Source organism: Nocardia sp. NPDC052566 (assembly GCF_044547285.1).
Taxonomy (GTDB): domain Bacteria; phylum Actinomycetota; class Actinomycetes; order Mycobacteriales; family Mycobacteriaceae; genus Nocardia.
On record NZ_JBIUAF010000007.1, the window covers coordinates 67,729 to 81,249 of the forward strand.

12 protein-coding genes are annotated in these 13,521 nt (G+C 66.6%); 5 read left to right on the top strand and 7 right to left on the bottom strand.

The features are described 5' to 3' along the window. Positions 1 to 27: 27 nt before the first annotated feature. Positions 28 to 771, bottom strand: a complete 744-nt coding sequence (locus ACIG5A_RS35005) for a class I SAM-dependent methyltransferase (RefSeq protein ID WP_397248160.1) — start codon at positions 769 to 771, stop codon at positions 28 to 30. A gap of 59 nt (positions 772 to 830) precedes the next feature. Between ACIG5A_RS35005 and ACIG5A_RS35010 the strand changes: the two genes are divergently transcribed. Continuing rightward, positions 831 to 1,418, top strand: a complete 588-nt coding sequence (locus ACIG5A_RS35010) for a CGNR zinc finger domain-containing protein (protein ID WP_397248163.1) — start codon at positions 831 to 833, stop codon at positions 1,416 to 1,418. Positions 1,419 to 1,471: 53 nt separating this feature from the next. Next, positions 1,472 to 3,154, top strand: coding sequence for an ABC-F family ATP-binding cassette domain-containing protein (locus ACIG5A_RS35015; RefSeq protein ID WP_397248165.1), 1,683 nt, complete (start codon positions 1,472 to 1,474; stop codon positions 3,152 to 3,154). A gap of 1 nt (position 3,155) precedes the next feature. On the opposite strand, the gene ACIG5A_RS35020 is transcribed toward ACIG5A_RS35015, so the two are convergent. After that, positions 3,156 to 3,551 carry a MerR family transcriptional regulator gene (locus ACIG5A_RS35020; protein WP_397248167.1) on the bottom strand — a complete coding sequence of 132 codons (396 nt, stop codon included), beginning with the start codon at positions 3,549 to 3,551 and terminating at the stop codon, positions 3,156 to 3,158. A 50-nt stretch (positions 3,552 to 3,601) separates the two neighbouring features. Here ACIG5A_RS35020 and ACIG5A_RS35025 point away from each other — a divergent pair, with 50 nt between their 5' ends. Continuing rightward, positions 3,602 to 4,471, top strand: a complete 870-nt coding sequence (locus tag ACIG5A_RS35025) for an NAD(P)-dependent oxidoreductase (RefSeq protein ID WP_397248169.1) — start codon at positions 3,602 to 3,604, stop codon at positions 4,469 to 4,471. 68 nt (positions 4,472 to 4,539) lie between these two features. Here the strand turns inward: ACIG5A_RS35025 and ACIG5A_RS35030 are convergent, their stop codons facing one another. Continuing rightward, positions 4,540 to 5,793, bottom strand: a complete 1,254-nt coding sequence (locus ACIG5A_RS35030; RefSeq protein ID WP_397248171.1) for an SGNH/GDSL hydrolase family protein — start codon at positions 5,791 to 5,793, stop codon at positions 4,540 to 4,542. Positions 5,794 to 6,340: 547 nt separating this feature from the next. Beyond that, the gene (locus tag ACIG5A_RS35035; RefSeq protein ID WP_397248173.1) at positions 6,341 to 7,360 is read right to left on the bottom strand and encodes an LLM class flavin-dependent oxidoreductase; all 1,020 of its coding nucleotides are present in this window, start codon (positions 7,358 to 7,360) and stop codon (positions 6,341 to 6,343) included. A 93-nt stretch (positions 7,361 to 7,453) separates the two neighbouring features. Here ACIG5A_RS35035 and ACIG5A_RS35040 point away from each other — a divergent pair, with 93 nt between their 5' ends. Continuing rightward, on the top strand, positions 7,454 to 7,945 hold the full coding sequence (locus ACIG5A_RS35040) for an SRPBCC family protein (protein WP_397248175.1): 492 nt from the start codon (positions 7,454 to 7,456) through the stop codon (positions 7,943 to 7,945). Between the two features lie 46 nt (positions 7,946 to 7,991). On the opposite strand, the gene ACIG5A_RS35045 is transcribed toward ACIG5A_RS35040, so the two are convergent. The 3 genes from ACIG5A_RS35045 to ACIG5A_RS35055 all read right to left on the bottom strand — a co-directional run bounded on the left by ACIG5A_RS35045 (position 7,992) and on the right by ACIG5A_RS35055 (position 11,397). Beyond that, complete coding sequence (locus ACIG5A_RS35045; protein ID WP_397248177.1) at positions 7,992 to 8,918, bottom strand: alpha/beta fold hydrolase; 927 nt, start codon at positions 8,916 to 8,918, stop codon at positions 7,992 to 7,994. Positions 8,919 to 8,962: 44 nt separating this feature from the next. After that, positions 8,963 to 9,817 (bottom strand): alpha/beta fold hydrolase, encoded by an 855-nt coding sequence (locus ACIG5A_RS35050; RefSeq protein ID WP_397248179.1) that lies wholly within the window; start codon positions 9,815 to 9,817, stop codon positions 8,963 to 8,965. A 398-nt stretch (positions 9,818 to 10,215) separates the two neighbouring features. Continuing rightward, positions 10,216 to 11,397 (bottom strand): acetyl-CoA C-acyltransferase, encoded by a 1,182-nt coding sequence (locus ACIG5A_RS35055; RefSeq protein WP_397248181.1) that lies wholly within the window; start codon positions 11,395 to 11,397, stop codon positions 10,216 to 10,218. A 581-nt stretch (positions 11,398 to 11,978) separates the two neighbouring features. Here ACIG5A_RS35055 and ACIG5A_RS35060 point away from each other — a divergent pair. Further along, positions 11,979 to 13,415, top strand: a complete 1,437-nt coding sequence (locus tag ACIG5A_RS35060) for an MFS transporter (protein ID WP_397248183.1) — start codon at positions 11,979 to 11,981, stop codon at positions 13,413 to 13,415. Positions 13,416 to 13,521: the final 106 nt, after the last annotated feature.

Below are 13,521 nucleotides of genomic sequence, written 5' to 3' on the forward strand. Positions count from 1 at the left end.
GGGTCAGACGCTGCCCATCGGTGGCGGCTACTTCACGGCGGCGAGGATGCGGCGGCGGCCGTATTGCCAGATGGTGCCTGAGCTGTGGAAGCCTGCTTCTCGCAGCAGGGTCCGGTGTTGTTCGTAGGTGACGTTGTTGTTTTCGGGGTGATCCCAGCGGCGGCGGTCGCGTTCGGCGACGGCGGTGGACAGTTCGGGTTCGGCGGTGATGGCGGTCCAGAAGTCGGCCCAGTTCTCGCGGTCGCCGACGCCTTCGCGTTCGATCTGACCGGTGCCGACGGCCTGGTCGAGGTAGTCGATATCGACTGTGTGCGTTGCCATGTCGTCGCCGTTGAGCAGGATGCCGCCGGGGCGGAGCAGTGTCGCGGCCTGTGTATAGAAGGCGGCAAGCTGGTCGGCCGGGAGCCAGTGCAGCGCGGTGGTGCTGACGATCGCGTCGACCGGTTCGCCGGGTAGTGCGCTGAACCATGCCGGATCGCCGAGATTGTGGTCGACGAGTTCGAATCCATATGCCGCGCGGGCCAATTCGAGCAGCACCGGATCGGTGTCGATCCCGATGACACGGGCCGACGGCAGCCGATCGCGGATGCGGGCGCCGAGCGAACCGGGGCCGCAGGCCACGTCGAGGACGAGGGGCGCGGGGTGATCGGTCTGCGCGGTCACCGCGTCCGCGATGACCGCGAACATGAGTTCCCGATCCGGCAGGTAGCCCTCCTGCTGGCGATCCCAGCGCTCGATCCAGGTGTGGGCGGTGGTGAGGGTGAGCGACATGAACGGCTCCTGTTACTGTCATAATTATCAACGACAGTAACGAGAGTAGCGAAAGGGTGGTGACTGATCAAGTGCTTTTAGGCAGTCACACATTGGGTGTGGTCGACGACGGCGTCGCGCTCGTGAACGTCGCGGTGCCCGGGGAGCGCCGAGGCAAGCCGTATCCGCCCGCGGCCGACACCGAGGAATTGCGTCAGCGGCTGGACAGCGTGATCTTCGCGGCATACGGCTATCCCGTCCGGCTGGAAGAAGCGCGGGACCTGGCCCGCGCCGCCGACCAGATCCGGCAGATCTTCGGCGCGGTCGCCGCGGGTGACACCGACGATGCCGCCGCGCGAATCAACGCGATGATCACCGAATACCACGCGCGGCCCGAGCTGATCCGGCGCGACGATCAGCCGTGGCGGCTGCATTTCCACTCCCCGGATGCCTCGCGCGTCTCCGGGATCGCCGCGGCGGTCGCGGTCGGCCTCGCCTTCGTGCTCAGCAGTGCGCACGCCGACCGGATCGGTGTCTGCTCGGCGGCCAACTGCGACCGCGTCTACCTGGACACCTCCCGCAACGGCACCAGGCGGTTCTGCAGTACGGCATGCCAAAACCGTTCGAAGACAGCGGCATTCCGTGCCCGCCAGGCCACGGAGGGCTGAGCGGCGAAAACCGAGTTGCGGCGCGGCGGTGCGCTGCTGTTGTCTGGACGCAAATGGCGCACATAGAGGTCACCGACGTCGATTACTTTCTCCCCGATGGGCGACAGCTGCTCAACGGGGTCTCCTTCCGCATCGGTGAGGGGGTGAAGGCCGCGCTGGTCGGCCCGAACGGCACCGGCAAAACCACCCTCATCCGGATCATCGCCGGCGACATCACCGCCGACGACGGCGCGGTGACCCGGTCGGGATCGCTCGGCGTGATGCGGCAGTTCATCGGGCAGGTCCGCGACGAATCGACCGTGCGCGACCTGCTGCTCTCGGTCGCCTCGCCCGCGATCCGGCAGGCTGCCGCGGCGCTCGACGCCGCCGAGAACGCGCTGATCGAACAGGACGAGGAGCGCACCCAGCTCGCCTACGCGCACGCGCTGTCGGACTGGGGCGATATCGGCGGCTACGAGATCGAGGCGTTCTGGGATACCGTCACCACGACCGCGCTCGGCATCGGCTTCGATCGGGCCAAATGGCGTGCGGTGCAGACGATGAGCGGCGGCGAGCAGAAGCGCCTCGTCCTCGAGGCCCTGTTCGCCGGTCCGGATGAGGTATTGCTGCTCGACGAGCCGGACAACTATCTGGATGTGCCCGGCAAGCAGTGGCTGGAACGCACCATCGCGGCCTCGCCCAAATCGGTGCTGTTCATCAGCCACGATCGTGAGCTGATCGCGAACGCGGCCACCAGGATTCTCACCCTCGAACCCGGGGCGAGCGGCGCGATGTCGTGGGTGCACGGCGGCGGATTCGCGAGCTATCACCAGGCACGCGAGGATCGCAACGCGCGCCTGGACGAGCTGCGCAAGCGCTGGGACGAGGAGCATGCCAAGCTGCGCGCGCTGGTGTTGCGGCTGCGCGAGAAGGCGAAGTTCAACGACGGTGTCGCGTCGCGCTATCACGCCTCGCAGACCAGGCTGGCCAAATTCGAGGAAGCCGGCCCGCCGCAGGCGATTCCGTTGCGGCAGAACGTTTCCGTGCGGCTGCGCGGCGGGCGCACCGGCAAACGCGCGCTGGTGTGCACCGAGCTGGAGCTCACCGGTTTGATGCGGCCGTTCGACGCCGAGATCTGGTACGGCGATCGGGTCGCCGTGCTCGGCTCCAACGGCTCGGGTAAGTCGCACTTCCTGCGGCTGCTCGCCGCGGGCGGGACCGATCCGGAGATCGAGCACCGCCCGATCCAGGCGCTCGATCTCGCCCCGGTGCGGCATACCGGCGGCGCGGCGCTCGGCGCCAGGGTGCGGCCCGGCTATTTCGCCCAAACCCATTCCCGCCCAGACCTTTCCGGCAACACACTGCTGGAGATTCTGCATCTGGGCAATGAGCACCGCGACGGCATGGGGCGCGAGGCGGCGAGCCGGGTGCTCGACCGCTACGGGCTCGCGGGCGCCGCCGAGCAGCGCTACGACGATCTGTCCGGCGGACAGCAGGCCCGCTTGCAGATCCTGCTGCTCGAGCTGTCGGGCGTCACGATGCTGCTGCTCGACGAGCCGACCGACAACCTCGACCTGCACTCCGCCGACGCACTCGAACAGGCCATCGCCGAGTTCGCCGGCACGGTCGTCACCGTCACCCACGATCGTTGGTTCGCAAAGGGATTCGACCGATTCCTGGTCTTCGGCTCCGACGGTGTCGTCTACGAGAGCGAAACGCCGGTGTGGGACGAGGCGCGCGTGCAGCGCGCACGGTGATTCAGGCGGGCACCAGGTCGTCGAACGGCGGGTAGGTCTCGCTGCCCGTTCGCTCGGCGGCGTCGATGTAGTCGGCGAGCGCGTTGCGGGAGTGCGCGAGCACTGCCATCTGCTGGTCCAGCCGCTGCAACCGCGACCGCATCGCGGCAAGCAATTCGGGACAGCCGGGCAGCACGGGCGCCTCGCCGACCGCGCAGGGCAACAGGTATGCGATGTCCTCGGAGGACAGACCGGCACCGAGCAGATGCCGGATCTGCTTCACCCGCAGCACGGCGGTCTCGTCGTACTCGCGGTAGCCGTTCGCGCCGCGCTCCGGCTCCAGCAGGCCCTGTGCCTCGTAGTAGCGCAGTTGATGGGCGTTGACGCCCGCCCGACGACTCAGTTCCCCGATCAGCATCGAAAACCTCACTTGACCTTCACACCGGTATCAACGTTGACGATGGTGCCATGACCAACACCGAAACACCCGTGACAGTCCTCGGACTCGGACATATGGGCCAGGCGCTCGCCGGTGCGTTCCTCAAGGCCGGGCATCCCACCACCGTGTGGAACCGGACGGCCGCGAAGGCCGACAGGCTCGTGGCCGAGGGGGCGCGGCGCGCGTCGTCGATCGACGACGCGCTCGCGGCGGGTGCGCTGACGATCGTCTGCGTCACCGACTACCAGGCCATGTACGAGCTGCTCGGCGCGAGCGAGCTCAGCGGTGCGATGCTGCTCAACCTGACCTCGGGCAGCTCGACCCAGGCCAGGGCGGCCGCCGGATGGGCCGAGCAGCGCGGCGCCCGCTACCTCGACGGCGCCATCATGGCCATCCCGTCGGCGATCGGCACCCCCGAAGCCGTTGTCCTGCACAGCGGACCGCAGGCGGACTTCGACGCGTACTCCTCGGCCCTCGAATCACTCGGCACCGTCACCTATCTCGGCCCCGACCACGGCCTCGCGTCCCTCTACGACGTCGCGGGCCTGACCATGATGTGGAGCATCCTCAACGCCTGGCTGCACGGCACCGCCCTGCTCAGAACCGCAGGTATCGACGCCGCCACCTACGCGCCGTTCGCACAGCAGATCGCCACGGGCGTAGCCGAGTGGCTCCCCGGCTTCGCCCAGCAGGTCGACACCAACTCCTTCCCGGCGGAGATATCCACCTTGCAGAACGACGTCCACGCGATGGACCACCTGATCGAGGAGAGCGAAACAGCAGGCACCAACGCCGAACTCCCGAAACTGATCAAGGCCATCGCCACCCGCGCGATCGCCGCAGGTCACGGCGCAGAGCAATACCCCGTGCTCATCGAAGAGTTCAGCAAACCCGCCTAGCTCGGAGGTGGTGGCTGAACCGGCAAGTCAGGCCCGGTGAGATACCGGGCCTGACTTGGTGATCGGGGTCAGAGCTTTTCGAGGTCGATGGTGGCGGCCATGGCGCGGTAGCCGTGGTCGTTGGGGTGGAGGTGGTCGCCGCTGTCGTAGGGGGTGGCGATCTTTTCGGGGTTGGTCGGGTCGGCCAGGGCTCGGTCGAAGTCGACGACGGCGTCGTATTCGCCGGAGGTGCGGATCCAGGTGTTGATGGTGTGGCGCTTGGCGGCGGCGCGGGCGGAGTAGTGGTCCGAGTCGCCGAAGGGGAGCAGGGTGGCGCCGATGGCTTTGATGCCGCGGGCGTGGGCCTGCTTGATCAGGGTGCGGTAGCCGGCGATGATCTGCTCGGCGGAGACGTCGGCGCTCGGCTTGTAGGTGGGCTTGTCGGTTTCGCTGAAGCCGATGTCGTTGACGCCTTCGAGGATGATCACACTGCGGACGCCGGGCTTGGCGAGCACGTCGCGGTCGAACCGGGTGGCGGCGCGTTCGCCGTACCAGGCGGAATCGTTGACCACCAGATTGCCGCCGATGCCCTGGTTCAGCACCGCCCGCTGCTTACCGGAGGCGGCCAGTCGATCGGCGAGCGCGTCCGTGTAGCGCTGGTTGGCCCCGGTGGTCGAGCCGAATCCGTCGGTGATCGAATCACCAAGGGAGACAACGGTATCCCGGCGGGCCTTACCGCCGGAGACCTCGACATCGGTCAGGTAGTACCAGGAATTCGTGCGCTCGGTGAACGCCGCGGCGCCGGTATCCGCCGCGTGATCGCCGGCGGCGCGGTAGGTATCGGTCCATGCCTGCGAGTGGAAGGTGGCCGGGCCGGTGGTTCCCGCGAAATAGAGCGTGACGGCAACTGATTCGAGCGGTGCCACCCGCAATTCCGCCGCGTCGCTCGACATCTCGGCACCCGGCGGGATGACGACACGCTTCGCACCACCGAATGTCAACGGCCGCAGCGACTCCGGCTCGGTCGCCGCCTCCGCGAGGTGCACGGCGATTGTCGCCCCGTCGACCTCGAGCGGTCCGGCGCCGAACCGGTTGGACAACCGGATTCGCGCCTTGTCGCCACCATTGGTGACCCGCACGATCTGGCGGACCGATTCGCCGGAGAACCCCTGCTCGGACCAGTTCGGTCCGAACCCCGCCGCGGGCCGCTGTGCCGACGCGGACCAGGCCGCCGACCAGGCCTGCTCGGCTGCGCTCGATGCCGCGCCATCGTTGTCCGTACCGCACGCCGACAGCGCCGCCGCGACGACCATCACCACTGCGGGTGCCAACAGACGGCTCATCGACTTCTTCCTCATCGCGGTCCCTCTCGTTCTTAACGGGTCTGTAGTCCCGTTACTGATGTTGAGGAGCGTAGCAGAGGGATCCGACTAACGGAACAGTGGTGCCATTTGCGCCGCCTCGGCGGGCCATGCTCGGGCGGGGGCCCGCCTCTGCCGGCTCGCGCGGTGGAGTCGTGCGTGAACGCGACTTTATGTATCGAATTCAAGAAATGCGGCGAATAATCGCAATGCGAACAATGTCCGCTACGGGCGAATTCGCACTGGAGAGTGAGAGGCTGCACAAAATGGTCGACCGGCTATAACTCCCGATCGAGACCGCTTTTTGTGGCGCGCTCGATATCTGATCGTTACCGGTCGCCGTGTGTTCATATTCCCGATAAGTCATCGGATGATTCTGAGCGTCCGTTGTAGTATCCGGATGACAGGAGTTCCATCGTGTTCGAATTGCTCACCGCGATCGTCGGCGTCGTGGCCGAGATCGTCAAGGTTGTCGGAATCGGCATCAGCGCCAGCGCCGCCTAGCTGCATCGATCCGAGCGGAGGGCGTCTACTTCACGATTCGCATCAGTCGCTCGAGTGCGACGATCTGGTCGTCGTAGGCGCCCTCCACTTTGGCGAGCAGCGTCGATATTCCAGCCGAGCGATAATGCTCGACACGCTCGGCGATCATGTCGGGTGTGCCGACCAGATTCGTGTGGCTGCCGAGTTCCAGCGGCACCTCGAGCCGCGCCTGATCGTGGTTTCCCGACTGCCATAATCGCGCGACCTCGGCGACCGCCTCGCCGAATCCGAGGCGGGCGAACGCCTCGTTGTAGAAATTGCGTCCCGACGCGCCCATTGATCCGATGGTGAACGCATAGCCGCTCGCGTGTTTGCGGATCGAGGCGGCGGCGCCCACCTCATCGTCGGCGAACTCGACCGCGACGGGCGCGACCAGATCGATCTCGGCCAGCGTGCGGCCCGCGCTCTCGGCGCCCGCGCGGATCGGGCCGAGAAAGACCTCGGCGGCCTCGGGGATGAACGCGTTGCCGAGCCATCCGTCGGCGAGCTCGCCGGTGAGGCGCAGATTCGCCGGGCCCATCGCCGCGACGTAGACGGGCACATGATCGGGACGGACCATCGGCCGCAGGGCACGACCTTCGCTGTGCGGCAACGGAAGTGGATAGATCTCGCCCTCGTGCTCCAGCCGCTCGCCCCGGCTCACCGTCCGGATGATCTCGATGGTCTCCCTGGTGGTCCGCACGGGGCGGCGGAAACGCACACCGTGCCAGCCCTCCATCACCCGCGGACCGGAGACGCCGACGCCGAGGGTGAACCGGCCGCCGGACAGTTCCTGTAGGCTCAACGCCGAGGTGGCGAGCAGAGCCGGTGTGCGCGAACCCAATTGGGCGACGAAGGTGCCGAGCCCGATGGTGGATGTTCTGGCCGCGAGGTAGGCGAGTCCGGTGAGCGCGTCGTAGCCCCACACTTCGGGGACCCACAGCGAGCTCACGCCGATCCGCTCGGCCGCGATCGCGAATTCCGTCGCGCCGGGCAACCGCGGTTCGATGACGACGCCTACGCGCATGCTGTTGCTCCTTATGCCCTACCGGCTCTATGGTCCCTGCCATACTTTAGTGGCTGATCGGCACGTCGTCGTGCCCCGACGGACAGGTACCGCATGCGTTATCGGGATTGCCCGACAGTGGAAGTGACCGAAAAGATTTCGTGTACACCGGCGCAGGCGTGGGCGCTTGTCACCGATATCGGCCTGCCGCCGCGCTTCTCCACCGAGGTCGAGGAGGTGGCGTGGCTCGACGGCGCGGACCGGGTCGCGGTGGGCGCGCGGTTCCGCGGCCGTAATCGGCACGCGGCGATGGGCGCATGGGAGACCGAATGCGAAGTGGTCGAGGTCGAACCCGAGCGGCGCTGGGTATGGGCCGTGCGCGGCCCGGAGGCCGTCGGCGCGACCTGGGGTTTCGAGATCGATCCCGCGCGTGACGGGGTGATCGTCCGCCAGTGGGCCCGCATGGGTCCCGGCCCGTCCGGGCTGAGCATCGCGATCGCCGCGATGCCGGACAAGGAGGCCAGGATCGTCGCGGGCCGCCTCGCGGAATGGGAGACCAATATGCGCGCCAATCTGGCAGGCATCAAGGCACACTTCGACCGCTGACGAAGGCCCGGTGCAGGCGACCGGGCCTTCGTCGGTGGTGCTCAGGTCATTTGGCGGTCGCGGGGCTGTCGAGGAACGGGGTGATCAGGGGCAGCAGCAGGTCGGCGCGGTACGTGATGTCGTAATGCGTTGTGCCAGGCACGACTTCGAGGCGCGAGCGCGAGCCGCTCGGCGTCTTGCTGCCGAGCAGCGCGGTTAGGTCGCGGATGTGCTCGCGGTACAGCGCGTCGTTCTCGGCGGTGAGGAACAGGGCCGGTGTGGACACCGTGGCCATTTGCGCTGTCCAGTCGTAGTTCTCGGTGAGCAGCCGCCTGGTCTTGGTGACCAGTGCGCGCCAGTCGCCCGGGTTGGGCGCGGTGCGGGCGTAGACGTCGTGGATGGGGGAGCCGAACATGGCGTCGGGATCCATGGCGGCCATGCCCGCCCGTGTTTCGGGAACCCAGCCATCGCTGCGGTAGGTCGCCGAGGCGACGATCATCTTGTTCACCAGATCCGGTGTGCGTGCGGCGAGTTGGAGTGCGACGCCGCCGCCGAGGGAGTAGCCGAGCACGTCGGCTTTGCCGAGGCCGAGGTGGGTGATCAGCGCCGCGATATCGTCCGCCAACCCCTCGTAGCGCAGGGGCCGATCGATATCCGGGGTGTGGCCGTGCCCCTGAAGGTCGACGGCGACGACCTTCCTGGTTTTCGCCAATTCGGGCAGTAGCGCGGCGAAGTTGGCTTCGCCGGTGCTCAAACCGCCGTGGATCAGCACGAGTGGTCGCCCCGCGCCGTGGATTTCGTAGTAGAGCCGCTGACCGTTGACCGGTGCGTAGAAGCCTTTGCCGTCGGCGCTCGCCGTGTCGAGGACGGCCGCGGTGGATTTCGCCGCCGCGGTATTCGTGTCCGTTGTCTCGCCGGTGGTGCATGCGGTTGCCAGAAGCATGGAAAGGGTAACCGCGGCAAGGGTGAACGCGGCCTTCTTCATGGTTTTCATTGATCCACTTCTATTTTCGAGCAGGTGCGGATATGGCGCGACGATCAGGGGTGCAGGGGCGCCCATTGCGCGTATTCCGCGGTACCGGTGAGGAATTCGCCCGCGGGCGGCGTGATGATGTCGAGATTCGGGTTGTGGCTCAGCTTCGCCAGTTCCACATGCCTGGCGTCGGGCAGTAACCCGGCGATGGCTTTCGCACCGGTGCGCAACAGCGCGCCGCTCTTTTCACCCGCGATCACCAGGGTCGGCACGGTGACACCGGCCCAGTCCTTGGCGCGCAGCGGCACCCCGCGCATGAACTCACCCATGATGGCCCAATCGTGCGCGGTGGCGAACGCGGTGGACCGCAGGCCCTGCCACATCGGCGTGAACCGCATGATCTCGGCGAAGGCGCGCGGCATGCCCATGGCCTTGGTCATGTAGAACGGCACGATCTTGCCGCGGTTGCCCGCGGCGATCATGTCGTGCAGCCGGGGCGCCACATCGGCTGGTGGCACGAAGTTCTCGCGGTCGACGATGAACGGCGGCTCGAAGGCGACCACGCGGGTGATACCGGGAATCCGCCCGGAGTTCGCGGCGCGTAATGCGAGTCCGGCTCCGGCGGACCAGCCGAACAGCGCGGCCGAACCGCCCGCGGCGTCGACAAGCGCCGCGAGATCGTCGATTTCGTTCTCGACGTCGTATACGCCGGGGGAGTCGGTGCTGTCGCCACGACCGCGCCGGTCGTAATTGATGACGGTGAGGCCGTATTCGTCGGCAAGTCGATCGGCCAATTGCACCAGCTTCGGGAATTTGCGGAAGCTGAAGGCGCCGCCGATCAGAATCACCGTCGCGGTGTCACCGCCCACGTGGCGGTCGAATGCGAGCTGTATGCCGGCGGGAGTCGTGATGGTTTCCATTGATCTGCTGCCTTCCATTCGTGCGAGTCGGCGACCGTCGGCGTGTGCGCCGTCATGAGGGAAGACGGCGGTGGGTTCCTGGATTCATCGCGGCACGCGGAATGGTTGATGTGACCTGTGACACAACGGATTACCGTTCGCGTGCTGACCGATTTCCAGGTGCGGAACGCTACGGCGCGAATGGGGGCCGATCAATACAGGACATCGCTGCGAATGGCATTATCGCAGGCTGCCGCGTCGACATCGGAGCAATGGTGGTGTCCGCGAACGCAATTACGCCGCAGTGGCGTTGCGATGATATGAGAACGAATGCACGCCGGGTGTTGTCCGGCGGTCGAGCCGGGGCGCCGGATCGACGCCCCGATTCGACGGCCGCTCGGGCTCGCGACGGAAAGGCGTTACGCCACTTCGACGATCAGGGCATCGCCCTGGCCGCCACCGCCGCACAGCGCGGCCGCGCCCATGCCGCCGCCGCGGCGGCGCAGCTCGCTGATGAGCGTGACGGTGATGCGAGCGCCGGTGCACCCCAGCGGATGTCCGACAGCGATGGCGCCGCCGTTGACGTTGACGATGTCCTCGGAGATGCCGAGATCGTCGACGGCGGCCATCGGCACCGACGCGAACGCCTCGTTCAGCTCGTACAGGTCGAAGCCCGCCGGGTCGAGTCCGAGTTTGGCCGCGGCCTTGCGAATCGCGTTGGCAGGCTGGGGAAGCAGCGACAGCGGGCCCGCGGTGGCGCCCCACGCCTTGATGGTGGCCAGCACCGGCAGGCCGAGATCCGCCGCCTTGGCGCGCGACATCAGGACAAGCGCGGCGGCGCCGTCCGAGGTCTGTGAGGCACTGCCCGCGGTGATGGTGCCGTCGGGGGTGAACGTCGGGCGCAGCGCGGCCAGCTTCTCGACGGTGGTGTCGGGGCGGATGCCCTCGTCCTGATCGAAGACGACCGGATCGCCCTTGCGCCGCGGCACTTCGACGGGGGCGACCTCGTCGGCGAACGCGCCACTCTTCCACGCGGCGGCGGCACGTTCGTGCGAGCGGGCCGACCACTCGTCCAGCCGCTGCCTGCTGTAGGCATGTGAAATCGCCTGGTACTCCTCGGTGGCCAGGCCCATCAGCTTCTTGTCGAACGGGCAGGTGAGCCCGTCGAACTGCATGGTGTCCTTCAGTACGCCGTCACCCGCGCGATAGCCGAAGCGTGCCTTGTCGAGTACATAGGGTGTGTTGGACATCGACTCCATGCCGCCGGCGGCCACGATGTCGAACTCGCCGAGCGCGATCAGCGATGCCGCGCGCTGGATGGCCGAGGTGCCGGACAGGCACACCTTGTTCATGGTCTCGGCGGGGACGTCCAGCGGGATGCCCGCGCCGAAAGCGGCCTGGCGCGCGGTGATCTGGCCCGCGCCCGCCTGCAGCACGTGTCCCATGACCGTGTAGTCGACCTGATCGCCTGGTAGCTGGGCGCGCTCGAGCGCGGCGGCAATGGCCTTCGATCCGAGTTCGGTCGCGGCGAAGGACGAAAGCCCCCCGCCGAACTTGCCGATCGGAATGCGTGCGTATCCGACGACGACGGCCTCGTTCATGAATCACTCCTCTATAGCAGGCGCGGTGTGCGCCCTGGGCGTGCGCAGTGCATGGTGCGGAATGGTGCACGGCTCCGTGCGAAAAACAGGGTCAACGTTACTAGTACGAATTCGCCGTGCGCATCCGATTACAAAACCGACCGGTCGGAAATCTGAAAACTACCCCCGAATGGGGGGTTGTCAGAAATTCTGGCTATATTTCAGAATAGCGAGCTATATACGCGGGGGTGAAAGAACTGTCTGAGCCCGGTTCATTGTTCACTCGCGGTCGACCGCTCCAGCTACTGCCCGGATACTCTCCCGTGGCCGGAATGCCGGAGATAGAACGATTCCGAAGGAAAATATTCGGCGCGGCGCTACGCGATGGCAACCGAACTTAATGAACAATGATCGACGGCTGACGCGACCCTTGCGAAAAGGCGTCGGATCACTTACGCTGGCAATAGTCTTTAGGGGGAGGGTATAAAGACTTAAAACCAGATACTTATAGCGTCATGTTCGTGAATCGGACCGGACGTTGTTCGAGTGTGCAGAAGTGAGATGGTTTTGAAGATTAGTTCTCCAATGTCGGAGAAGATCAGATGACCGATTCTGATCTAGCGCACAAGCGCGCCGCCGGTGCCGTCGATCCGGCCCGCGTGCTGGCGATGTGCAGCGGTATCACCTTCATGGCGTTCCTGGACTTCACCGTTGTCAATATTGCTTTCCCCGATATTCTCGCCGATTTCGAGAACACCTCGATCAATACGCTGACATGGATCGTCAGCGGCTACGCGGTCATGTTCGCCGCGCTGCTCGCGCCCGCGGGCCGGATCGCCGACAGCGTCGGCAGGCGGCCCGTTCTCCTCTGGTCGCTCGCACTGTTCACGATCGCGTCGCTCGTCTGCGGCGTCGCGCCGTCCATCGGATGGCTCATCGCGGGCCGATTCCTCCAGGGTGTGGCGGCGGGCGGGATGATCCCCGCCGCGCTCGGCCTGATCCTGTCCACCACGCCACGCGAGCGCATACCGCGCGCGGTCGCCACCTGGTCCGCGGCCTCGGGCTTCTCGGCCGTCATCGGGCCCGCGGTCGGCGGTGTGCTGCTGCGCGTACTCGACTGGCGGTGGGTGTTTTTCATCAACCTGCCCATCGGCGCGGCCCTGCTGGCCGGCGGTTTGGCGGTGCTGCCGGGGCATGTCAAGGGCTCGGGTAGCCGGCTGCCCGATGCCATCGGCAGCATCGCGCTCGGCCTCGGTATCGCGGGCATCGTCAGCGCGCTGACCGAGGGTGACAAGTGGGGTTGGCTGGATATCCGGACCATCGGGCTCGGCGCCGCCGGGCTCGCGCTCATCGGGTTCACCGTGCTGCGTTCCCGCGCGCACGAGGCTCCGGCGATCGATATCGCGCTCTGGCGTAGCCCCGCCTATACAATCGCCAACGTTGCGCTCGCGATGCTCAGCGCGAATATGTTTGCGTGGAACCTGGCAGCGCCGTTGTTCGCCACGACAATATGGCACTGGACAATCCTGGAAACGGCCGCGGCACTGTGCGTCGGCGCCGTCGCCTCCATGATCGGCTCACTGGCCGCAGGGCGGCTGACCAGTCCGGCAATGCATGGGAAGATCGCGATTCTCGCCTGCCTGCTGTTCGCGGCCAGCAATGCGATCTGGGCCTCGAATCTATTCGGATCCACCTCGAATTTCCTGGGCGGCTGGTTGCCTGCCGCCATTCTCGGCGGCGGTGGCCTCGGCCTCGGTTTCACCTGCCTGTCCACGCTCGCGGCCGGCGCGCTCGCCCCGCTGAAATTCGCGGGCGGGCTCGGCATGACGGTATCGGTGCGCCAGGTCGGCGGCGCCGTCGGTGTCGCGGGATTCGCCGCCATCATGGTGTCGAGCGCGACGCCGGGCAGCCTTTCGGCTTTTCATCACGTATTCGTGGCCGCAATGGCGTTGAACATCATTTGCGCCCTCGTGGTGAGCGTATTGATCAGCCCGCGGTTCAGCCGTCCCGCCGGCGCGCGGACCGCCACCGGCGCGTGAAGCGCCTGCTCCATAACTAAAAGTAATCTCGTGGAAGAGTTTCGATGACTGCTTCAGATTCGATCTTGATCGGTGCCGGTAGCGTACTCGCTCGCTGCGGCGAAGT

What these genes read in the sequence shown, in the direction of transcription:
- ACIG5A_RS35045 (WP_397248177.1), bottom strand. Translation starts at nt 8,918, where the DNA reads ATGAAAACCATGAAGAAGGCCGCGTTCACCCTTGCCGCGGTTACCCTT.
- ACIG5A_RS35040 (WP_397248175.1), top strand. Translation starts at nt 7,454, where the DNA reads ATGCGTTATCGGGATTGCCCGACAGTGGAAGTGACCGAAAAGATTTCG.
- ACIG5A_RS35050 (WP_397248179.1), bottom strand. Translation starts at nt 9,817, where the DNA reads ATGGAAACCATCACGACTCCCGCCGGCATACAGCTCGCATTCGACCGC.
- ACIG5A_RS35020 (WP_397248167.1), bottom strand. Translation starts at nt 3,551, where the DNA reads ATGCTGATCGGGGAACTGAGTCGTCGGGCGGGCGTCAACGCCCATCAA.
- ACIG5A_RS35055 (WP_397248181.1), bottom strand. Translation starts at nt 11,397, where the DNA reads ATGAACGAGGCCGTCGTCGTCGGATACGCACGCATTCCGATCGGCAAG.
- ACIG5A_RS35015 (WP_397248165.1), top strand. Translation starts at nt 1,472, where the DNA reads ATGGCGCACATAGAGGTCACCGACGTCGATTACTTTCTCCCCGATGGG.
- ACIG5A_RS35035 (WP_397248173.1), bottom strand. Translation starts at nt 7,360, where the DNA reads ATGCGCGTAGGCGTCGTCATCGAACCGCGGTTGCCCGGCGCGACGGAA.
- ACIG5A_RS35025 (WP_397248169.1), top strand. Translation starts at nt 3,602, where the DNA reads ATGACCAACACCGAAACACCCGTGACAGTCCTCGGACTCGGACATATG.
- ACIG5A_RS35030 (WP_397248171.1), bottom strand. Translation starts at nt 5,793, where the DNA reads ATGAGCCGTCTGTTGGCACCCGCAGTGGTGATGGTCGTCGCGGCGGCG.
- ACIG5A_RS35060 (WP_397248183.1), top strand. Translation starts at nt 11,979, where the DNA reads ATGACCGATTCTGATCTAGCGCACAAGCGCGCCGCCGGTGCCGTCGAT.
- ACIG5A_RS35005 (WP_397248160.1), bottom strand. Translation starts at nt 771, where the DNA reads ATGTCGCTCACCCTCACCACCGCCCACACCTGGATCGAGCGCTGGGAT.